We start from the raw sequence: 19,797 nt of genomic DNA on the forward strand, positions 1-19,797 counted from the left end.
TCGTCATCAAACAGTCATGAACCTGTCGTGAAATACGGGGCTCGACGCTACAGGCGTTGAGCCCCTTTTTCTTGCCCCCGAGATCGCCATGACCGTGACCGAACAGCTGAGCGCTTTGAGTGCGATTCTGACTCACCGCGACTTGCACAGCCTGTTCCAACCGATTGTGTCGCTGTCGGACCGCCGTATTCTCGGCTACGAAGCCCTGACTCGCGGTCCGTCCAACAGCGCGCTGCACTCCCCTGTCAGTCTGTTTGCCGTGGCCCGCCAGGCGGGTCGCCTGAGCGAACTGGAACTGGCCTGCCGCGAGTCTGCCTGTCGTCGCTTCAGCGAGCAGAAGCTGGAAGGCAAGCTGTTCCTGAACATCTCGCCCGAATCGCTGCTGGAGCCTTCGCATCCGCCGGGGCGCACATTGCAGTTGCTGCAGCGCTATGGCATTCCGCCGAGCCAGGTAGTGATCGAGCTCACCGAACAAACACCGACCGACGATTTCGGGCTGTTATACAACGCGCTGTACCACTACCGCGACATGGGCTTTTCCATTGCCCTGGATGACTTGGGTGCCGGTTACTCAAGCCTGAGATTGTGGTCCGAACTGCGTCCGGATTACGTGAAGATCGATCGCCACTTCATCGACGGCATTCATCAGGATGCGGTGAAGCGTGAGTTCGTCGGCTCCATGTTGCAAATGGCCAAAGCCTCGCGAGCGCTGGTTATCGCTGAAGGCATCGAATTGCAGGAAGAGCTGGCCGTCTTGATCGATATGGGCGTGGAACTGGTCCAGGGCTATTTGCTGAGTCGCCCGCAAGAACACCCGCCCCGCGATGCGCGCGCGCTGCTGCCGAAGACAGACCCCACGGCGCTGGCGTTGAGTGAAGAGGGCAGCGACCTGAGCGCTCTTCTCAACTTGCTGCCCGCCGTGCAGCAAACCACGCCGACGGCCACCGTTCTGGAAGCCTTTCGCAAGCAGGCCAATCTGAACTCCCTGGCGGTACTCGATGAGCAGCAGCACCCGATCGGCATTGTTCACAGGTCTACCTTGTCCGACATCCTCCTCCAGCCGTTTGCCACCGAGCTCTATGCGCGCAAGCCGATCAGCCGGCTGATGAGCGACGACTTCCTTGCAGTGGAGTTAAGCCAGTCATTGCAGCAGGTCAGCCGATTGATCACCAGCCGCGCGCGGCAGCGTATCGAAGAAGACTTCATCATCATGCAGCACGGCGTTTACCTGGGCCTGGGCCGGGTGATCGACGTTCTCAAGCTGATCACCGAGCTTAAGATCCAGCAAGCGCGCTACGCCAACCCATTGACCCTCTTGCCGGGCAACGTGCCCATTCAGCAGTGCCTGACGCGCTTGTTGCAACAGGGCCGCGAGTCGATGATCTGCTACGTCGACATCGACAGCTTCAAACCTTTCAACGACCTCTACGGCTATGGCCGCGGCGATGAGGTGTTGCTGTGTCTGGCGCAATGTCTGAACGACCGCATCGACCCCAGCCGTGATTTCGTCGGCCACATCGGGGGCGACGACTTCCTGATGGTGCTGGGCTCGGAAGACTGGCGCAAACGCCTGAACCTGCTGCTGGAAGACTTTCAGAACCAGTGCCGCCGCTTCTACCGCGCCGAGCACCTGGAAGCGGGATGCTTCGTTGCGCTCAACCGACAGGGCCAGCGTCAGGAGTTTGCGTTGTTGTCGCTGTCAGTGGGCGTGGTACACCTGCATCCAGAAGTCTGCAGCACTCTGGACGCCAGCCAACTGGCCGAACTCGCTTCACAAGCCAAGCACCACGCCAAGGAGGTGACAGGCGCCAGCGTGCATGTGATCGACACGCTGGAAGCGAAAGTGATGATCGCGTTGAATCAGGCGATCTGAAGCTGGATACGACGTGCCGACTGCATTCGGAACCTATGGGGGTGAGCTTGCTCGCGAATGCGTTAGGTCAGCACCATCCACAGTGACTGACACACCGCATTCGTCCGAGTGCGGCCCAGACCCTCGTAACCTCGGACGGCTCCTACAGGGACAGCGTCGTCCAAAGACTTGAGGGCGACGCGGATAGTGTAGGAGCCGGCTTGCTGGCGAATGCGCTGGGTCAGCGTCATCAGCAGTGACTGAAGCACCGCGTTCGCTGCCCTCGTAACCTCGGACGTCTCCCACAGGGTCCGCGTCGTTCCGAAGATTAGAGGACGACGCGGATAGTGTAGGAGCCAGCTTGCTGGCGAATGCGGTAGGTCAGCGTCATCAGCAGTGACTGAAGCACCGCGTTCGCTGCCCTCGTAACCTCGGACGGCTCCTACAGGGACAGCGTCGTCCAGAGACTTGAGGGCGACGCGGATACTGTGGGAGCCGGCTTGCTGGCGAATGCGGTGGATCAGCAACATCAACGGCGACTGAGCTACCGCATTCTGAGCGTGTGGGCTATTCCGGCTTTGCCTCTTCCGGATATTCGAACTCGAACACGCGGACCACCTCGGAGGCATGCCAGGAGGCGGCGGCGACGCCGTCGGAGGGGCCGGAGAAACGGCCGAGGCGCTCGGCGCATTCGAAGAAGCCGGTGCGTGGCAGGCGGCTGGCGCCCTGGCTGATGACCAGCGAACTGCGCAGCGGTTGTTCGGCGCGTGCATCGATGGCCGCCAGGTGTTCGAGGGCGGCGGTCAAGGTTTGCATGGCCGGGCTGGGGAATTGCAGGCGTTCCAACAACGCGCGGTAAGTGACCAGATGCCGTTGCCGACGCGCCAGCTCCAGTTCAGCCAGCAGCGCTTCCCAGTGCTGGCGGCTGATGCGCACGCTCACGCCTCACCTCGCCAGCCAGGGACGCCTAGCTCCCAGGCCAGGCTTCGTCGGATAGCAGCGTCGGGCTGCCGCGTGCCGTTCTCGATCAACTCCAGATACGAAGGGCTGATACCCACCGCGCGGGCAAGCTGCGCCAGCGTCAGTTCCTTAGCCTGACGCAGCGGGCCGACCTGATCAAATGAGGGGTAGTCGTCAGGAGCACAAGCGGCCGAATCGACAGGTTGAGCGGCGGAGGCGGCATTCTGTCGCTGGACGCCGCCGGCCGCCTGCAACAGGGCCTGATACTGCGACCAGGGCAGCACCGCATATTCCGGCTCTCCGTCGCGAGAAATAACCTGAAGATCCATACCACCCCCTGTCGGACAAAAAACTACTTTTTGTAGTCTTTTTCTTTGTATTGGCGGCATCTTAACAGCGGATGGATGAAACTTGCGTGCACCTGATCGACACGGCTTTCTCAGATGCGACGTTTCGAAGATTTTTGGCTCAGTCTTTCTTCTCTTGCTCGAGCAACGTGGGGGTTGAAGGCAACCGCTCGACCACGGCCAGCTTCTCGGGGTTCTGACGCGCGCGCCAGGCGCGAAACGCATTCAGTTCAGCCTCAAGGTTCTTCATGACCCACGCCAGGACGGCGATGTCGTCGAGCATGCCCAGACCGGGTATCCAGTCAGGAATGGCATCCAGCGGGCTGAGGAAATACATCAGCCCCGCGACCACCGACACGATCGCCTTGCCACTGATGGCGCGATACTCGCCCCGCCAGTAGGCGAGACAGAGGGCCTGCAGCAGCTTGAGATCATCCTTGAGCTTACCCAACCGGTTGCCTTCACTGGCCGCCTTGCCCGCCACGGCAAACAACAAGGCGGGCAACCGTCCCGCCGCCATGAGCCGCTTGGCCATGGGCAGGTAACGAATGAACTTCCAGGGTGCTTTCATATTCACTCCAGCGATATCGATAAATATCGACCTGACGCTCAATCGCCACGGTCGGGAGACCCCTGATCCAGACGCAGGGTCTCAGGCACACAAGGTTATCCACACAAATTGTGGATAACCTTGTGAACAGACCCGCGTTTCGGCGCTGGAACACCCGTGCCATAGGGGTTCTGCTTAAATCGCGCGTTTTTTACTCATGCCCTCAGACGCAAAAAAGCGTTGACTGGAATGAACGTTGACGCTACCGATGCGCGGTTCAAAGCTTTCCGCCAGGCAATAAACTTCGACATTTGCCCGGTCTGCCAACGGTATTGGGACTCTACCCGCGCTGCCCCGTTCGATTTCTTTTCGCCAAAAATGAAAATGCCCCGTCGAGACGGGGCATTTCGTAACGTGGCAATCGACGGGTCGATTACTTCTTGGCAGCAGGCTTCGCAGGTTCCGGAGCCGGTGCAGCCTCTTCTTCCTCGTCCGCGCCAGCAGCGCCGCCAGCGGCGTCGTTACCTGCTGCAGCCGGATCCTTGATGCCCAGCAATTCCAGATCGAACACCAGCACCGAGTTGGCCGGGATCATTGGACTTGGGCTTTGCGCGCCGTAAGCCAGTTCGCTAGGAATGTAGAGTTTGATCTTCTCGCCGACGTGCATCAATTGCAGGCCTTCGACCCAGCCCGGGATCACACCGCTGACCGGCAGATCGATCGGGCTGCCACGCTCAACCGAGCTGTCGAACACCTTGCCGTCCGTCAGCTTGCCTTCGTAGTGAACGGTCACGACATCAGTAGGCTTGGGTACCGGACCGTCACCTTTCTTGATGATTTCGTATTGCAGGCCGGAAGCGGTCGTGGTGACTTCCTTGCGCTTGCCGTTTTCTTCGAGGAATTTCTTGCCAGCGGCAGCCGACTCTTCACTCATCTTGGCCATGCGCTCTTCGGCACGCTTCTGCAGCTCGCCGAAGGCCGCTACCAGCTCTTCGTCTTTGAGCTTCTGCTCTTTCTTGCCAACGGCGTCTTCGATACCCAGCGCTACGGCTTTGGAATCCAGATCGTCCATGCCTTCCTGAGCCAGGCTTTTGCCCATGTTCAGGCCGATGCCATACGAGGCTTTTTGTGCCGGGGTTTTCAGCTCTACAGTGCTGGCTTGCTTATCGCAGCCTGCAAGTACCAGACCGACCAGGGCAATCGCCGCTGCCAACCGATGCTGTTTCATCCTGTTTCCTTGTTCATGCGCCAATAGGGCAAACGAGTAAAGCCGCGAGCTTATCAGGCCGCCGCGATCAATGGCTACCGGCATCAGAGGGAGAAAAGACAGATAAGTTCAGGTAACCAAAGGTTTTCTTGCTGGATCGAGAAAACCGTTCAGTTTTGGTTCAGCCCACTGTCAGAAAAAAGCATTTCGTACGCAGGAATCGTCCGACGACGGCAAACGCAGGAGATGCCGTCACGGTTCACTATTTCGCAATAAAGCACTTTTCAGCCGCGGATTTATGACCGCTTCTCGCATGGACAAGCCAGTACATTAAGTGAGCATGGTCCCGCAGAGCGACCGATAACAAAATCTCCAGCTCGCTTACGAAATCTGCCCACCATTCGGAGTCTTCACATGAATAAATCGCGTAGCCAAGTTTTCAGACTGGCGGGCCTGGCGCTGCTCATCGGCGGCACCACTCAGGCGTTTGCCGAAGACATTACATTCGTGTCCCAAGGTGGCGCATACCAGGAAGCCCAGAGCAAAGCGATTCTGGAACCCGCAGCGAAGCGACTGGGTTTGACGCTCAAGCAGGACAGCTCGCCCAAGGCGTACCCCGTCATCAAGACCCAGGTTGAAAGCGGCAAGGTCACGTGGGATGTCGTGGACCTGCCCACCGGCGACTGCATTCGCGGCGAGGCCGAGGGTCTGTTCGAAAAGCTGGATCCGAACCTGATCCCCAATGCCGCACAGTTGCCCGCCACGCTGAAAGACGACTACAGCGTCGGTTACATCAGCTATTCCACCGTTCTTGCCTATCGCACCGATGCCTTCAAAGGCAAGGAAGTCCCCAAGACCTGGGCCGATTTCTGGGACACGAAGAAATACCCAGGCCAACGCTCGTTGCGCAACCTGCCTCGCCCTACGCTGGAAATAGCGCTGATGGCCGATGGCGTGCCCGCCGACAAGCTCTATCCGCTGGATGTCGACCGGGCCTTCCGCAAGCTGGAAGAAATCAAACCGAACATCGCCACCTGGTGGACATCGGGAGGCCAGTCCGCACAACTGATCAGCGACGGCGAAGTGGACATGATCCAGGCCTGGAACGGTCGCATCAGTGCGGTGCAGGCAGCCGGCGCGCCCGTGGCCTTCGATTACAACCAGGGCGTGCTGGAAACCAACTCACTGTGCGTGCTCAAAGGCACTCCACACAAAGCGGCAGCGATGAAATTCGTCAATGAAGCCATCGACGCAAAACTGCAGGCCGCGCTGCCGATGATCATCGATTACGGCCCATTGAACCCGGAAGCGTTCAAGACCGGCATCATCCCGGCAGAGCGCGCAGCCAAGCTGCCGTCGTCACCGGAAAACCTGTCACGCCAGGCGCTGCTTTCCGCGCAATGGTGGGCATCGGATGCGGGCGTCAAAGCCGAAGAGCGCTGGTTGTCCTTCGTTCAGAAAAAGTAATGGGAGGACCTATGTCCAACGCTTACCTCGCCAAATCCCTGCCGGACTCCAGCGATCAGCGCCCGCCACCGTCGACCAGCGAGTACGCGTTGGCACGTGAGGAGCGCAAGGAAAACACCTCGATGCTGTTGCTGCTCATGCCAGCGCTGGTGATGGTCGTGGTGCTGCTGATCATGCCGCTGTGCTGGCTGGCGTTTCAGTCCGTGCAAACCGAAGAAGGGTTTTCGCTGGCCAACTACGCCCGGATCTTTCAGGAGACGATCTACTGGGACACGTTCGCGCTGACCTTCAAGATCAGTTTCCTGGTGACGATTCTGTCGATCGTGATGGGATTTCCCATTGCCTACGCCGCCTCGCGCCTTCATGGATTCTGGGCCAACCTGGTGCTGATCTGTGTGATCCTGCCGTTCTGGACCAGCGTGCTGGTGCGCTCATACGCCTGGCTTGTGCTGCTGCAGCGCCGCGGGCTGGTCAACCAGACGCTGCTCGACCTCGGCATCATCGATCAGCCGCTCAATCTGATGCACAACACCACCGGCACGGTGATCGGCACGCTGCATGTCATGCTGCCCTTCATGGTCCTGCCGCTGTACTCGGTGATGAAAAAGATTCCTCAGGACCTGATGCAGGCGTCCGAGAGCCTGGGCGCCAGACCCTTCTATACCTTTCGCCGGGTATTCCTGCCGATGGCCGCGCCGGGGATCATGGCGGGGTCGATCCTGGTGTTCGTGATCTGCCTGGGCTTTTTCATCACGCCTGAACTGCTGGGCGGTGGCCGCACGATCCTGGTGTCGATGCTGGTGCAACGCAACGTCGAGCTTTACCACGCCTGGGGCGCGGCCAGCGCAGTCGGTCTGGTGCTGCTGTTCGTGGTGTTCCTGATCTTCTGGGGCATCAACCGCTTCATCCCTATCGAACGCATTCTGGGAGCGCGCTGAATGAACCTGCTTGCCAACCTGCGTCACCTCAAGCTATCGCACCTGCTGTTCACGGTGGTGGTGGCGGCGATCCTGCTGTACCTGATCATTCCGGTGCTGATCGTCGTCCCGATGTCGTTCTCCGAAGCGCGTTTCCTGCAATTCCCGCCCAAGCAGTGGTCATTGCACTGGTACGAAGCGTTTTTCAACAGCGTGGAGTGGATGTCGGCCGCGCGCGTCAGTCTGATCACTGCGTTTTTCACCATGGTGATCAGCCTGCCGATCGGCATGGCCGCAGCGTATGCCATCAATAACTCGAGCCTGAAAATCGTGCGCACGCTGCAGATCATTCTGCTGCTGCCGATGATGGTGCCGATCATCCTGATCGCGGCCGGGGTGTTCTTCGTTTACGCACGCGTCGGTCTGATCAGTACCATGACCGGGCTGGTGCTGGCGCACATCATGCTGGCACTGCCTTACGTGATCATCGCGCTGCTGGCAGGGTTGCGTAACTTCGACATGTCTCAGGAGATGGTGGCCCGCAGCCTGGGCATGAACCGCTTTCGGGCGTTCATGGCCGTGACCCTGCCGCAGATCAAACCGAGCGTGGTCTCGGCCACGCTGTTTGCGTTCATCACCTCGCTGGATGAAACCGTGGTCGCACTGTTCATCTCCGGCGGCGACAACCAGACCCTGACCAAGCGGATGTTCACGGCCCTGCGCGACGAGATCGACCCGACCATCGCGGCGATCAGTTCGATCCTGATTCTGGCGTCGCTGATCCTGGTGGTGATTGCGGGGCGTAACAAGCAGGGTTAACGGAACCCTGGCCACGCGTTTTCCTGTAGGAGCGTGGCTTGTCCCGCGATCTGCTGCGAAGCGGCAGCAACACCTGTGAACGCGGTGTGCCAGATGAAGCCGCAAGGGTGGTTTTACGACTGCTTTGCAGCCGATCGCGGGACAAGCCACGCTCCTACAAGCTTCGGCGGGCTCGCCCCAGCACAGCCTGCCGTCAATCCTCGCAATTCAGCATCAATCACCCGCCCGGCCCTTCATCTCGGCATCGGTCACTGGGCGGGCGTTTTTACAATGAAGCCATCGTTCGCACCCTCAAGGCCCCGATCATGTTGAAAAGCCAATTGCGTGACCCTTCCCTGCTTGTCGAACGCGCCTATGCCAATGGCGCCTGGATCGAGGCCGATGACGGCGCGACCCTCGACGTGACCAACCCCGCCGACGGCAGCGTCATCGCTCGCGTTCCGGCACTTCAGGCAAACGAAACCCGTCGCGCCATCGAAGCCGCCGAAGCGCGGTTCGCGTCATGGCGCGAAGTGCCTGCGGCAGAACGTGCGCGCTACCTTGAGACCTGGTTTGCCCTGATCATGGAAAACCAGGAAGACCTGGCGCTGATCATGACCGCCGAACAAGGAAAACCACTCGCCGAGTCTCGCGGTGAAATCGCCTACGGTGCCAGTTTCGTCAAGTGGTTCGCCGAGGAGGCCAGGCGGATTTATGGCGACACCATCCCTGCGCCGACCGCTGATCGACGCATTCTGGTGCTCAAACAACCGATCGGCGTGGTCGCGGCGATCACACCGTGGAATTTCCCCAACGCGATGATCACCCGCAAATGCGCGCCGGCGCTGGCGGCAGGCTGTACGGTGCTGGTCAAACCTTCTGACATGACACCGCTGTCGGCGCTTGCGTTGGCCGTCCTCGCCGAGCGCGCCGGAATCCCCGCGGGCGTGTTCAACGTACTGACCGGCATGCCCGCAGGCGTGGGTGGCGAGATGACCGCTAACCCCGCCGTGCGCAAGCTGTCGTTCACCGGCTCCACTCGCATCGGTCAACTGTTGATGAGCCAGTGCGCGGCAACCATCAAACGTCTGAGCCTCGAATTGGGCGGTAACGCCCCTTTCATCGTGTTCGACGATGCCGATCTCGATCTGGCCATCGCCGGTGTCATGCAGAGCAAGTTCCGCAACGCCGGACAGACCTGTGTCTGCGCCAACCGGATTCTGGTGCAGGACGGCATTTACGACCGTTTTGCCGAACGCCTGAGCGCTGCGGTGGCCGAGTTGAAAGTGGGTAACGGCCTGGAAAGCGGCGTCACGATCGGCCCGCTGATCAACGCAGCCGCCGTCGACAAAGTGGCGCGGCACATCAACGACGCCCTGGAGAAAGGCGCCAGCATCGCGATTGGCGGGGCCCCTCAGGGCGAAGGGCTCTACGTGCGCCCTACCGTGTTGCGCGATGCCAGCGCACAGATGCTGCTGGCCACCGAAGAAACCTTCGGCCCCGTCGCGCCGTTGTTCCGCTTCAAAGACGAGGACGAGGCGCTGGCCCTGGCCAATGCCACGCCTTACGGGCTCGGCGCTTATTACTTCACTCAGGACATGCGCCGCGCCTGGCGCGTTGGCGAGCGCCTGGAGTTCGGCATGGTCGGGCTCAACACCGGGATCATTTCGATGGAGGTCGCGCCCTTCGGTGGCATGAAGCAATCGGGCACCGGGCGTGAAGGTTCCAAGTACGGGCTGGATGAGTTCCTTGAAGTCAAGGCGTGGCACATCGGCGGGTTGGGTTGATTGACTGACATCCCACGCGTCGGACAGCAGATCCTGTCGGTCCGACGCCCCAAAACGGCACGAATCAGGCTTGGGCCTGTGTTCAGATGACTGGCAGACGTATCGGGCAAGCCCGGGCTCTGCAGAGGAGGACGCTTAATGAATTTCACTGAAGGTTTTGAATCGGTCAGCGTGAACAAGGTGTGCAAACACTATGGCAACCTCAAAGCGCTGAACAACGTGGATCTCAAGGTGCAAGCCGGGGAATTCATGTCCTTGCTGGGGCCTTCGGGTTCGGGCAAGACCACACTGTTGAGCATCCTCGGCGGCTTTATCCGGGTCAGTTCCGGCAGCATTTTCTTCGGTGAGCGCGACGTCACGTTGATGCCGCCGCACAAGCGTGAAATCGGTGTGGTGTTTCAGAACTACGCGCTGTTCCCGCACATGACCGTCGGCGAAAACGTAGCCTTTCCACTGCGCGCGCGCGGCGAAAGCGCGAACAAGAGCCGGGACCGGGTCAAAAGTGCCTTGGCGACCGTCGAGCTGTCGGGCTACGAAGACCGCAATATCGCGGCGCTTTCCGGCGGCCAGCGTCAGCGCGTGGCATTGGCCCGCGCAATCGTCTTCGAACCCAAACTGATTCTGATGGACGAACCCCTGTCAGCGCTGGACAAGCAATTGCGCGAGATCATGCAGATCGAACTGCGTGCCCTGCACAAGCGTCTGGGCGCGACCATGATCTATGTCACCCACGATCAGCGCGAAGCCCTGACCATGAGCGACCGCATCGCGATCATGCGCGGCGGTGAGTTGGTGCAGGTCGATACGCCGCGCCGTCTGCACGATCATCCGGCCAACGATTTCGTCGCCAGCTTCATCGGTGAGAGCACGCTGGTGCCGCTGCAACGTGGCGTCAACGATGGTCTGACCCTGGGCACCACGGCGTTGCGCACCACTCGCCCGATCCCGCCATCGGGGGATGTGTTCCTGGCGCTGCAATCGGAAAAACTGCTGCTGGACAACGGCAGTTCAGGCCCTGAGTGGAACCGTCTGCGGGGCCGGGTTTCGGACATCGTGTTCCAAGGTGAAAGCCTGAAAGTCTTCGTCGATCTGGAAGGCGGGCCGACGGTCAGCCTGCGCCAGCCGAGCCACCACGAAGGCAATCTGTCGCTGCCGCCGATTGGCTCGCCAATGATGATGAGGTTGCATCCTGAAGACACCATCGTCGTGCCGCGCGCCGGGGCCTGATGCAAGCGGCCGTGTCCTACTGATCGCGCCCACGCCCGGCGTGGGCACGGTCATCCATCTGTCTCCACCATCCCGGCAAAAGACCACCGCAGCGAAATATTTCGTGACGCCCCCTCAAAACAGCCGATCACAGCGCTGCCCACCCCAAGTTCAGCGCTTGTGGTTCCGGCCAATCCTTATCCTGATCACATCAACCGCCAACTTCGGCGTCCACGGAGATCGAGATGAATTCTGCATTGACTGAAAACCAGCGCCTGCTGGCCCTGCGTGAGCAACACGTACCTCGCGGCATCGCTACCGCGCACCCGATCGTCGCCGCAAAGGCTCAGGGCGCCGAGTTGTGGGACGTCGACGGCAAGCGCTATCTGGATTTCGTCGGCGGTATCGGCGTGCTCAACGTTGGCCATAACCACCCAAAGGTCGTCGAGGCCGTGCGGCGTCAGGTCGGCGAGATCTCTCACGCCAGCTTTCAGGTGGTTGCCTATGAAAACTACATCGAAGTCGCGGCCCGGCTGAACAAGATGATCGGCGGCGACGCCCACTACAAAACCGTGTTGTTCACCTCGGGCGCCGAAGCCGTAGAAAATGCCGTCAAGATTGCCCGTGGTCACACCAACCGGACCGCTGTGATTTCCTTCCGCGGCGGCTTCCACGGTCGTACCTTGCTGGGCGTGACGCTGACCGGCATGAGCCAGCCCTACAAACAGAACTTCGGCCCCTTCCCTGCCGAGATCTACCACGCCACCTACCCGAATGCCTATCGCGGTATCAGCACCGAAGACGCGCTGGCCGAGCTCGATGAACTGTTCGCCACGGACGTCGCGCCGGACCGCGTGGCCGCGATCATCATCGAGCCGGTCCAGGGCGACGGCGGTTTCCTGGCCGCTCCCAAGGCATTCCTGCAAGCCTTGCGCGCACGCTGCACCCAACACGGCATTGTCCTGATCCTCGATGAAATCCAGGCCGGATTCGGGCGCACCGGCACGATGTTCGGCTTCCAGCATGCCGGCATCCAGCCTGACCTGGTCACCGTGGCCAAGAGCCTGGCCGGCGGCATGCCCTTGTCCGGCGTGGTCGGCCGCGCAGAGATCATGGACGCTCCAACGCCCGGCGGTCTGGGCGGGACCTATGGCGGCAACGCAGTAGCCTGTGCTGCGGCACTGGCCGTGCTCGACCTGTTCGAAGAGCAGGATCTGCTGGCGCAAGGCGAGAAACTGGCGGCGCAACTCAGCGAAGGTTTGCAGGCTCTGCAAAAGCGCTACCCACGAATCGGCGATGTTCGCGGTCTGGGCTTCATGCAGGCCATCGAAATGGTTGCCGACGATGTTCGTCAGACCCCGGACGCAGCGTTGGCGCAAAAGGTTATCGACGAAGCCCGCAACGCAGGCCTGCTGGTGATCAAGTGTGGCGTGCATCGCAACGTCGTGCGCTTCCTCGCACCGTTGGTGACGACGCCTGAACAAGTGGCCGAAGCATTGCAGATGCTGGACAAGGCATTGGCCGCAGCCTGCTGACGAAGTGTCGGCCCGACCTGTGAGCGCAGTGTCGGGCCTTGGGCTTGAAGATAAATGGATGCGCGAAAAGCCTCACTCTGGAGCAGATCATGAGAGTTACGCAGTACAAGGCTTTGGGCCTGTCATTCGCCACCCTGGTTGATCGTGAACGGGGCATTCTCGAAGGCCTGCGACCGTTGGCAGTGCACAGTCCATCCGTCACCAGCGATGCGCAGTTGCTCAGCGCTTATCGACAGGCGGCAGAAGAGCTCGGCGCACGGGCCACCCAGGTGAGCGCGACCGCTTTTCACGGCCAGCTTTACCAACGGGTGGCGCAACAATTGCAAATCATCCCGGGCTGGGATGAAAGTGTGGCATTCAGTAGCTCTTCCGCCCAGTGGCCTATTTTCGAAGACGCTCCAGGTGCCCTTCAGTACCTGAGCAAGTTCTACCGTTTGATACTGATAGCCCCACCCTACGGGATTGATGTGACAGCGCTGGGCCGTCGTCTGCCGGTCGAGTTCGATGCGATCATCGAACCCTGCGACGATGACTGGCACCGCAGCCTTGAAAGCGAGCTGCATCGCCTGGGCCTGGAGCGATCGGAATTGTTACCGGTGCGCAGTACGGAAACCGATGACCCGTGGACCGATCGGGTGGATTTTCCGGTGTGCACCCTACGCCGCGGCCATAACCCGCCGTGGAACCATTCGCCTCAGGCGATGGACGGCAAGCGCTGTGAATACGCCAGCCTCGCTGACCTTGCACATGCCCATCAAAAGGCATTGCACGCCTGAGCGCGACGGCCCGGATTTGACATTGCGAGGACTGATCAATGGACGCTGGAACCAAGCTCGATCGTATCGATATCAACATTCTGGTGCAGTTGCAGAAAGACGGTCGCATGACCAACGTCAGTCTCGCGGAAGCCGTCGGCCTGTCGCCCAGCCCCTGCCTGCAGCGGGTTAAACGTCTCGAAGCCGCAGGCTATATCAGTGGCTACGAAGCGCACGTCAATCTGGCCAAGTTTGCCAACTCAGTGACGGTCTTCACGGAGATGACCCTGTCAGATCACAAACGCGCCGACTTCGTGAAGTTCGAGTCGAGCATCCGTAACATCGATGAGGTGTTGGAGTGCCATCTGATCAGCGGCGGGTATGACTACCTGGTGCGATTCCTGTGCAGCAGCATCCAGCATTATCAGGAGCTGATGGAGTCGATCCTGGACAAGAACATCGGCATCGAAAAATACTTCAGCTACATCGTGATCAAATCGCCCGTGGTCAAAAGCACCGTGCCTTTGAGGAGTCTGGTCAGGGCGGTTTAACGGTTGATGCGAGCGGAGTGTCAGGTACTGCCGAGTCGCCTGACCTTGCTGCCGGTTCCCGGCAGATCGCGGGACAAGCCACGCTCCTACGGCCTCCGGCCAGAATCAAAAGCCTCTGCCTCTACTTCTGAGTGCCACCCTCAGCCCGCAGCCTCCGACTTCACGCCGATCCGCTTCTGCCGGAAGCGTAGGAGCGTGGCTTGTCCCGCGATCTGCCGGGAACCGGCAGCAAAACCGGTGCATGCGGAGTGCCTGACACAACCGGGTCGCCTGATTTTGTTGCTGCTTCGCGCCAGTCAAACCATTCGACGTGTTCGTATCAGGCCAGGCACACGCACCTGCAATCACCCGAGAATGCAGAACACCTTGCGCACGGTTTCCTCGCTGGTCCAGGCGTTGGTCGCGCCTCGGGGCACGACCACGGTTTCCCCCGCACTTACCACGTGACGCGAGCCCTGCTCGGCGCTCAGGGTTACTGCTCCTTCCAGGATGAACATCAACTCCGTGTAAGACGGTTCGACCTGCTTGCGCGCATAGGGCTCGCATTGCCACAGGCCGATACGCAGGTTGGCGACGCTGAACAGCGTTTCGCTCCAGGCCTTTGGCGTCGGGGTGAGCAGGACGCTGGCTGGCGGCGGGCTGGTTTCGGACAGCGATCGGGACAGATCAAGCCGGACGGGCATTTTGGGCATGTTCGAGCAGGCTTCGAGGCCCGGGAAGGCCATAAACACACGTTGTAACTGCCCACGGTGGTGCCAGCGGACATGAACGCCACGCGGCACCACGAAGCAATCGCCGGCGCTAAGCTGCAGGTCGAAGCCGTCGCCCTGCAACCGCAGCTCGCCCGCTTCGACCACACCCAGTTCGACCCAGGGAAAATCTTCGATCACCAGGTTGGCGCCCACGCTCACACTGCTGCCGACGGCATACCCCTGTAACGAATCGTGGAAGTGGATCACACGCCCTGCGGCCAGCGGATCGCCTCGCAGTGCGAACGCCGCGCACGGCAGCTGCCGGTCAGCCCGAGGCAGGGAGTAATGCAAAATCGGTGACATACGTTTAACGCTCTCTCATCGTCCGATGACATCAAGGAACTGCTGCCATCCCGCCGCCAGGCGAACACCGGGGGCACGAAAGGCATGCAAGGGAATCGGATTGAAACGGTCGCCCGCCAGCAGACCGAGGTCGACCTTCTCGCCCGCCGTCATCGCGGACAGTTGCTTGCCCATCCACGTCGACATCGCCACCCCGCCACCGTTGTAACCGATGGCGTAGAAACTGCGATCGTCCAGCTGACCGGCATGCGGCAGGTAGTCCAGGGTCATTGCGACCAGACCTGACCAGCGATATGCGATTTTCTGATCACGCAGGGCCGGAAAGACCACCCCCATACTGCGTTGCAGATCATCAAAAGCACTCTGTGAATCGCCTTTGCCAAACGCACCACGTCCTCCGAAGATCAGACGGTCCCCGATGACCCTGAACCAGCGCAGCATGCGTTTGGTGTCGCCGCAGACCTGACCGCCGGGCATGATCGTGGCAAGGACCTGAGGCGGCAGGGACTCGGTGGCGATGATCGCGCTGCGGAACGGGATCAGTCGACGGTGCAGGGTGTCGGTCACACGGGTCTGATCCGAGTAACCATTGGTGGCGTAGATCACCTGCCTGGCGCTGATGCGTCCCTGTGGCGTCTGCACGATCACCCGGTCGCCTTCGCGACGGACCTGCTGTGCCGGGCTGTTGATGAACAGTTTGACGCCTCGGTCGACCAGGTGCTGCGCGATCCCGCGAGCGTAATTGAGGGGATGAATTCCCCCCGCCCGAGGCGTCAGCAGGCCGCCGGCAAAGAGGGTGGCGCCGGTCAGCTCGCGGACCTGATCGGCAGAAATCATCACCGACGACTCGCCGCCGGTTTCGCGCTTGATCCATTGAGCCGTCGACTCCAGGCCGCCAAGCGCATGGACGTTGTGCGCGGCGGCGATGTGACCGCCCATCTGCAGGTTCGCCGCCGTCAGGCCGAGGGTTTCCACCGTTTCGACCAGACTGTCCACCGCCGCGTAGCCGGTGCGGTACATCTGTAAGGCCGTGTCGCGGCCAAAGCGCGACATGAGGGTGGAGAATCCGACCCGAAACTTGGGTGAAACCACGCCGCCGTTTCGCCCGCTTGCGCCCCACGCCAGGGTATTGGCTTCGACGATCAGTGGCTCGCGGCCGCTTTCAGCGATGTGACGTGCCGCCGAGAGACCGGTGTAACCGGCGCCGATGATCACCACGTCGCACTGACGCTCGCCTTCAAGCGATTGCAGTGCAGGTGCAGGTTGGGCGGTGGCCGCCCATAAACTCTGAACAGTCATGCCAGCGTCTCGGCTAAATGAGGACTGGCGCTCCAGGGCCGGCAGTGAGCAAGCCCGGAGCACCGAGGGGATCAACCCAGTTCTTTCTCGACTGCGTCGGCCAGTTGCGCCAGCGAAGTGAAGTGGTAATGCGGTTCGGTACGCTCGGATTCCAGCGTGCCGCCCGTGCCTTTCTGAGCGAAACGACGCTCGATCCAGCAGGTCTGGTAACCGAGACGCATGGCGACGCCGATGTCGTGGTACTGGCTCTGCGCAACGTGCAGGATGTTTTCGAACAGGATGCCTTGGGTGGCCAGGACACCACGGGTGTAGGCAAAAAACTGTGGGTCAGGTTTTTCGAATCGTACATCGTCGACGGTCACGCGGACATCGAACGGCTGATCCAGCGTTTCGGCCATGTAATTCAGCGCCCAAATCTGCGAGTTGGTGGTCGCCACCAGCTTGAAGTGTTTGCGCAGGCGCTTGAGCGCTTCGACCGAGTCAGGAAATGCCGGGAAGTTTTTCACCGACTGGGCCAGGCCCTTGGCGTAGTCATCGTTATCCGGCAGGCCGAGCTTGGAAGCGATGACGTGGTAGCACCGCTCCAGGTCATCGGGCCACCAGCCGGAATCGGTCGAGGCGCGCGCCTCACGGTAGGCTTTGAGGATGTCGTCATCGCTGCAGGCTTTGCCCGCGTCACCCGCGACTTCGCGCACATGGGCGAGGATGCCGGCCTCGAAATCGATCAGGGTACCGACGACGTCAAACGTCAGGGCTTTGAACTGCTTGAAAGACATAGGGCGCTCCGCAAGAAAAGTCGTGAGGATGAAATGGACTGGACGGCCCCATTATCTGCCCGCGTTCTCGCGCAATATTCTGTTTTGCCTTGCCCTGGAGGCATAACCTACTGTTTTTCTACACGGGGTGCGGCAGCTGTGCTCAACGGTACGATTCCAGGGTCGATGCCAGCCCGAGATGAGGGTAAAGCGCGTCGATTTCCAGCACGTCCGCGCGCATTTCTTCGATGATCCAGTCACGCACATTTTCCACGATCGGTCGCACCGGACGATTGGCCGGCACCACCAGACAGCAGCGACGCGCGGTGACCCGACACGCCTCGATCGCGGGCACCAGTTCGCCTTTGCACAGTGAGTTCGAGATCACGTTCAGCCATCCCAGCGCCATCCCCTGGCCCAGCAGCGCAGCCTGAACCACCACCGCGTAATCGGAGAACATCAAGGTGTTGACCGTGCGTCCCGCCGTTTCAAAAGCGGACGCCCATTCACGGTCCTGGTTGTCCATGCTGATCAATGTCGGCGCCTGTTTCTTACCCTTTCCGTGCAACACATCGGCCAGGTATTGGGGGTTGCAAACAGGCAGCGTGATTTCGGGAATGACCAGGCTTTCCGTGGGTTTCAGGGTTCCTGCTTCGAGATAACGCATGCCCAGATCGACATCCACCAGCGGACCGCCGATCCTGCCGGACATCAATTGATAGCGCATGTCGACCGTGGGAAATCGCTGACTGAACCGGCTCATGCGCGGCATCAGCCAGTGGGTGGTGAACGCGGTCGAAACCGACAGCGTAACGGTTTCGATACCTGTCGCTCTCGCTTCGATTTCACTGATGGCCGACTCGATGGTGCTGAACCCTTCCTGCACCCGACGGTACAAGATGCTGCCGCTCTCGGTCAGCCGCGCCCCCCCGCGAACCCGCTCGAAAAGCCTGATGCCCAGATGCTCTTCCAGGCGCGACAACATGCGACTGACCGCCGGCTGGCTGACGCACAGTTCATCTGCCGCCCGGGTGAAGCTGCCACAACGCGCGGCGGCTTCAAAAACGAACAGTGAACTGGAACTGGGGAGCTTTCGACGTAAAGTAGACATGACCTGAGCTTATGCCTCCCACAACTATTAGTAAATTGTCGGCTGAAAAAAACCGCGGCTATTCTTGCGAGCGACCGCCCGCAGCTTTCCGGCCATCGGCCCGCCGTTGTGCGTCCCCTCCTCATACTCCCCACGAGACTGCTCCGATGATGCGAAACGCCTTGAAGTTTTATATCGATGGTCGCTGGGTAGACCCCTGCGGCGATGCCCGTCTGCCGGTGATTAATCCTGCCACCGAGCAAACGCTGGGCGAAATCGCCATGGGCAATCTGGACGACGTGGAGGCTGCCGTGACCGCGGCCCGTCGCGCATTTCCCTCATTCGCAGAGACGTCACCGGCTCAGCGCAAACAGTTGCTGCAGGGTATTCTTGCCGCGTTCATGGACCGATACGACGAGATCGCCGACGCCATCCTTCAAGAGGTCGGCGCGCCGAAGGCCCTTGCCCATGATTGGCAGGCAGGCATCGGCAAGCGCCATCTGGAACAGTTGCTGCGAACCGTGGAAACCTTCGAATTCCAGAAAGCCCGTGGCACGACGTTGATCCGTCAGGAGCCGGTGGGCGTCGTCGCGTTGATCACGCCCTGGAACTGGCCGATCAATCAGATCGTCTGCAAGGTCGCCCCTGCCCTGGCGGCCGGCTGCACCATGGTGCTCAAGCCCAGTGAGATCGCACCGATCAACGCGCTACTGTTTGCCGAAGTGATGCACGACGCTGGCGTTCCGCCGGGGGTGTTCAACCTGATCAATGGCGACGGCCCACTCGTCGGCGCCGCCCTCTCGGCCCATCCTCAGGTGGACATGGTGTCGTTCACAGGATCGACTCGGGCCGGTATCGAGATCGCAAGACTGGCAGCGCCTACCGTCAAGCGCGTGCATCAGGAGCTGGGCGGCAAGTCCGCAAACATCCTGCTCGACGACGTGGATCTGGTGGCCGCCGTGACGTCCGGCGTGAACAGCTGCTTTGGCAACAGTGGTCAATCCTGCAATGCCCCTACCCGCATGCTGGTGCCGGCGGCCTTGCATGATCAGGCCGTCGAGATCGCTCGCCGCGCAGCGCTGGCGCACACCCTCGGCGCACCGGAAGATGCTTCCACCCGCATGGGCCCGGTCATCAGCGAACGGCAGTTCAACGCCATTCAAAAAATGATCGGCAGCGGCATCGAAGAAGGCGCACAACTGGTCTGCGGCGGTTTGGGCCGGCCGGCGCATTTGCCAAAAGGCTATTACGTCCAGCCGACGATCTTCGCCAACGTCACTGCGGACATGACCATTTCGCGGGAAGAAATCTTTGGCCCCGTGCTGGCGATTCAGCCCTACGACGACCTGGCCCACGCCGTGAGCATGGCCAACGACAGCGTCTTCGGTCTGGCCGCCTACGTGCAGTCGGCAGACCTGGAACGCGCGCGAAAAGTGGCGCTGCAAATGCGCGCGGGCAGCGTCTACATCAACTACCCGAACTGGGACGCCAGCGCACCGTTTGGCGGTTACAAGCAGTCGGGCAACGGCCGTGAATACGCAGAGTGGGGACTGGAAGCCTTTCTGGAAACCAAGGGCGTCGTCGGTTGGGGCGCTTGAGACACCCCGACTGAGTCACCCTGGGCACTCACCGACCTGAACAGTGGGTGCCCTCTTGAGGCCGCCGG

The 19,797-nt window shown here is 60.7% G+C and carries 18 protein-coding genes; 10 read left to right on the forward strand and 8 right to left on the reverse strand.

Annotation, left to right across the window (positions count from 1 at the left end; all coding sequences use genetic code 11):
* Positions 1-88: 88 nt before the first annotated feature.
* The gene (locus BMY73_RS21255) at positions 89-1,873 is read left to right on the forward strand and encodes a bifunctional diguanylate cyclase/phosphodiesterase (protein ID WP_092409518.1); all 1,785 of its coding nucleotides are present in this window, start codon (positions 89-91) and stop codon (positions 1,871-1,873) included.
* 546 nt (positions 1,874-2,419) lie between these two features.
* On the opposite strand, the gene BMY73_RS21265 is transcribed toward BMY73_RS21255, so the two are convergent.
* The 4 genes from BMY73_RS21265 to BMY73_RS21280 all read right to left on the reverse strand — a co-directional run bounded on the left by BMY73_RS21265 (position 2,420) and on the right by BMY73_RS21280 (position 4,937).
* Positions 2,420-2,794, reverse strand: coding sequence for a hypothetical protein (locus BMY73_RS21265; RefSeq protein WP_092409522.1), 375 nt, complete (start codon positions 2,792-2,794; stop codon positions 2,420-2,422).
* Positions 2,791-3,141 (reverse strand): helix-turn-helix domain-containing protein, encoded by a 351-nt coding sequence (locus BMY73_RS21270; protein ID WP_092409524.1) that lies wholly within the window; start codon positions 3,139-3,141, stop codon positions 2,791-2,793. The genes BMY73_RS21265 and BMY73_RS21270 overlap by 4 nt, the downstream gene beginning before the upstream one ends.
* A 139-nt stretch (positions 3,142-3,280) precedes the next feature.
* Entirely contained in the window at positions 3,281-3,730 is a 450-nt protein-coding gene (locus BMY73_RS21275; protein WP_062390373.1) for a YkvA family protein, read from the reverse strand.
* Between the two features lie 412 nt (positions 3,731-4,142).
* Positions 4,143-4,937: a BamJ family beta-barrel-assembly machinery protein gene (locus BMY73_RS21280; protein WP_062390374.1), complete on the reverse strand. Its 795-nt coding sequence runs from the start codon at positions 4,935-4,937 to the stop codon at positions 4,143-4,145.
* A 393-nt stretch (positions 4,938-5,330) separates the two neighbouring features.
* On the opposite strand from BMY73_RS21280, the gene BMY73_RS21285 reads away from it, so the two are divergent.
* From BMY73_RS21285 to BMY73_RS21320, 8 genes are all read left to right on the forward strand, one after another.
* The gene (locus BMY73_RS21285) at positions 5,331-6,383 is read left to right on the forward strand and encodes an ABC transporter substrate-binding protein (RefSeq protein WP_062390376.1); all 1,053 of its coding nucleotides are present in this window, start codon (positions 5,331-5,333) and stop codon (positions 6,381-6,383) included.
* An 11-nt stretch (positions 6,384-6,394) separates the two neighbouring features.
* Positions 6,395-7,321, forward strand: coding sequence for an ABC transporter permease (locus tag BMY73_RS21290; protein ID WP_062390378.1), 927 nt, complete (start codon positions 6,395-6,397; stop codon positions 7,319-7,321).
* Positions 7,322-8,119 carry an ABC transporter permease gene (locus BMY73_RS21295; RefSeq protein WP_092409526.1) on the forward strand — a complete coding sequence of 266 codons (798 nt, stop codon included), beginning with the start codon at positions 7,322-7,324 and terminating at the stop codon, positions 8,117-8,119.
* Positions 8,120-8,424: 305 nt separating this feature from the next.
* Positions 8,425-9,885, forward strand: coding sequence for an NAD-dependent succinate-semialdehyde dehydrogenase (locus BMY73_RS21300; protein ID WP_062390381.1), 1,461 nt, complete (start codon positions 8,425-8,427; stop codon positions 9,883-9,885).
* A 138-nt stretch (positions 9,886-10,023) separates the two neighbouring features.
* Positions 10,024-11,112 (forward strand): ABC transporter ATP-binding protein, encoded by a 1,089-nt coding sequence (locus BMY73_RS21305; protein ID WP_092409528.1) that lies wholly within the window; start codon positions 10,024-10,026, stop codon positions 11,110-11,112.
* 224 nt (positions 11,113-11,336) lie between these two features.
* Positions 11,337-12,626: a 4-aminobutyrate--2-oxoglutarate transaminase gene (gabT, locus tag BMY73_RS21310; RefSeq protein WP_092409530.1), complete on the forward strand. Its 1,290-nt coding sequence runs from the start codon at positions 11,337-11,339 to the stop codon at positions 12,624-12,626.
* 89 nt (positions 12,627-12,715) lie between these two features.
* The gene (locus BMY73_RS21315; protein ID WP_092409532.1) at positions 12,716-13,402 is read left to right on the forward strand and encodes an HAD family hydrolase; all 687 of its coding nucleotides are present in this window, start codon (positions 12,716-12,718) and stop codon (positions 13,400-13,402) included.
* A gap of 38 nt (positions 13,403-13,440) precedes the next feature.
* On the forward strand, positions 13,441-13,932 hold the full coding sequence (locus BMY73_RS21320) for an Lrp/AsnC family transcriptional regulator (RefSeq protein WP_062390390.1): 492 nt from the start codon (positions 13,441-13,443) through the stop codon (positions 13,930-13,932).
* 344 nt (positions 13,933-14,276) lie between these two features.
* Here the strand turns inward: BMY73_RS21320 and BMY73_RS21325 are convergent, their stop codons facing one another.
* From BMY73_RS21325 to BMY73_RS21340, 4 genes are all read right to left on the reverse strand, one after another.
* Entirely contained in the window at positions 14,277-14,987 is a 711-nt protein-coding gene (locus BMY73_RS21325) for a cupin domain-containing protein (RefSeq protein WP_092409534.1), read from the reverse strand.
* Between the two features lie 15 nt (positions 14,988-15,002).
* Positions 15,003-16,286, reverse strand: a complete 1,284-nt coding sequence (locus BMY73_RS21330; RefSeq protein ID WP_175500226.1) for an NAD(P)/FAD-dependent oxidoreductase — start codon at positions 16,284-16,286, stop codon at positions 15,003-15,005.
* A gap of 71 nt (positions 16,287-16,357) precedes the next feature.
* Complete coding sequence (locus BMY73_RS21335; RefSeq protein WP_092409536.1) at positions 16,358-17,062, reverse strand: HAD-IA family hydrolase; 705 nt, start codon at positions 17,060-17,062, stop codon at positions 16,358-16,360.
* 142 nt (positions 17,063-17,204) lie between these two features.
* Positions 17,205-18,152, reverse strand: coding sequence for a LysR family transcriptional regulator (locus BMY73_RS21340; protein ID WP_062390403.1), 948 nt, complete (start codon positions 18,150-18,152; stop codon positions 17,205-17,207).
* Positions 18,153-18,301: 149 nt separating this feature from the next.
* Here BMY73_RS21340 and BMY73_RS21345 point away from each other — a divergent pair, with 149 nt between their 5' ends.
* Positions 18,302-19,729, forward strand: coding sequence for an aldehyde dehydrogenase family protein (locus tag BMY73_RS21345; protein WP_092409562.1), 1,428 nt, complete (start codon positions 18,302-18,304; stop codon positions 19,727-19,729).
* Positions 19,730-19,797 lie beyond the last annotated feature (68 nt).

The organism is Pseudomonas sp. NFACC02, assembly GCF_900110765.1.
In the GTDB taxonomy this organism is placed as follows: domain Bacteria; phylum Pseudomonadota; class Gammaproteobacteria; order Pseudomonadales; family Pseudomonadaceae; genus Aquipseudomonas.

Excerpts from the sequence above, each read along its gene's own strand:
- BMY73_RS21285 (WP_062390376.1), top strand. The coding sequence starts at position 5,331 with ATGAATAAATCGCGTAGCCAAGTTTTCAGACTGGCGGGCCTGGCGCTG.
- BMY73_RS21340 (WP_062390403.1), bottom strand. The coding sequence starts at position 18,152 with ATGTCTACTTTACGTCGAAAGCTCCCCAGTTCCAGTTCACTGTTCGTT.
- BMY73_RS21330 (WP_175500226.1), bottom strand. The coding sequence starts at position 16,286 with ATGACTGTTCAGAGTTTATGGGCGGCCACCGCCCAACCTGCACCTGCA.
- BMY73_RS21315 (WP_092409532.1), top strand. The coding sequence starts at position 12,716 with ATGAGAGTTACGCAGTACAAGGCTTTGGGCCTGTCATTCGCCACCCTG.
- BMY73_RS21300 (WP_062390381.1), top strand. The coding sequence starts at position 8,425 with ATGTTGAAAAGCCAATTGCGTGACCCTTCCCTGCTTGTCGAACGCGCC.
- gabT (WP_092409530.1), top strand. The coding sequence starts at position 11,337 with ATGAATTCTGCATTGACTGAAAACCAGCGCCTGCTGGCCCTGCGTGAG.
- BMY73_RS21305 (WP_092409528.1), top strand. The coding sequence starts at position 10,024 with ATGAATTTCACTGAAGGTTTTGAATCGGTCAGCGTGAACAAGGTGTGC.
- BMY73_RS21270 (WP_092409524.1), bottom strand. The coding sequence starts at position 3,141 with ATGGATCTTCAGGTTATTTCTCGCGACGGAGAGCCGGAATATGCGGTG.
- BMY73_RS21275 (WP_062390373.1), bottom strand. The coding sequence starts at position 3,730 with ATGAAAGCACCCTGGAAGTTCATTCGTTACCTGCCCATGGCCAAGCGG.
- BMY73_RS21295 (WP_092409526.1), top strand. The coding sequence starts at position 7,322 with ATGAACCTGCTTGCCAACCTGCGTCACCTCAAGCTATCGCACCTGCTG.
- BMY73_RS21335 (WP_092409536.1), bottom strand. The coding sequence starts at position 17,062 with ATGTCTTTCAAGCAGTTCAAAGCCCTGACGTTTGACGTCGTCGGTACC.
- BMY73_RS21345 (WP_092409562.1), top strand. The coding sequence starts at position 18,302 with ATGCGAAACGCCTTGAAGTTTTATATCGATGGTCGCTGGGTAGACCCC.
- BMY73_RS21280 (WP_062390374.1), bottom strand. The coding sequence starts at position 4,937 with ATGAAACAGCATCGGTTGGCAGCGGCGATTGCCCTGGTCGGTCTGGTA.
- BMY73_RS21325 (WP_092409534.1), bottom strand. The coding sequence starts at position 14,987 with ATGTCACCGATTTTGCATTACTCCCTGCCTCGGGCTGACCGGCAGCTG.
- BMY73_RS21255 (WP_092409518.1), top strand. The coding sequence starts at position 89 with ATGACCGTGACCGAACAGCTGAGCGCTTTGAGTGCGATTCTGACTCAC.
- BMY73_RS21290 (WP_062390378.1), top strand. The coding sequence starts at position 6,395 with ATGTCCAACGCTTACCTCGCCAAATCCCTGCCGGACTCCAGCGATCAG.
- BMY73_RS21320 (WP_062390390.1), top strand. The coding sequence starts at position 13,441 with ATGGACGCTGGAACCAAGCTCGATCGTATCGATATCAACATTCTGGTG.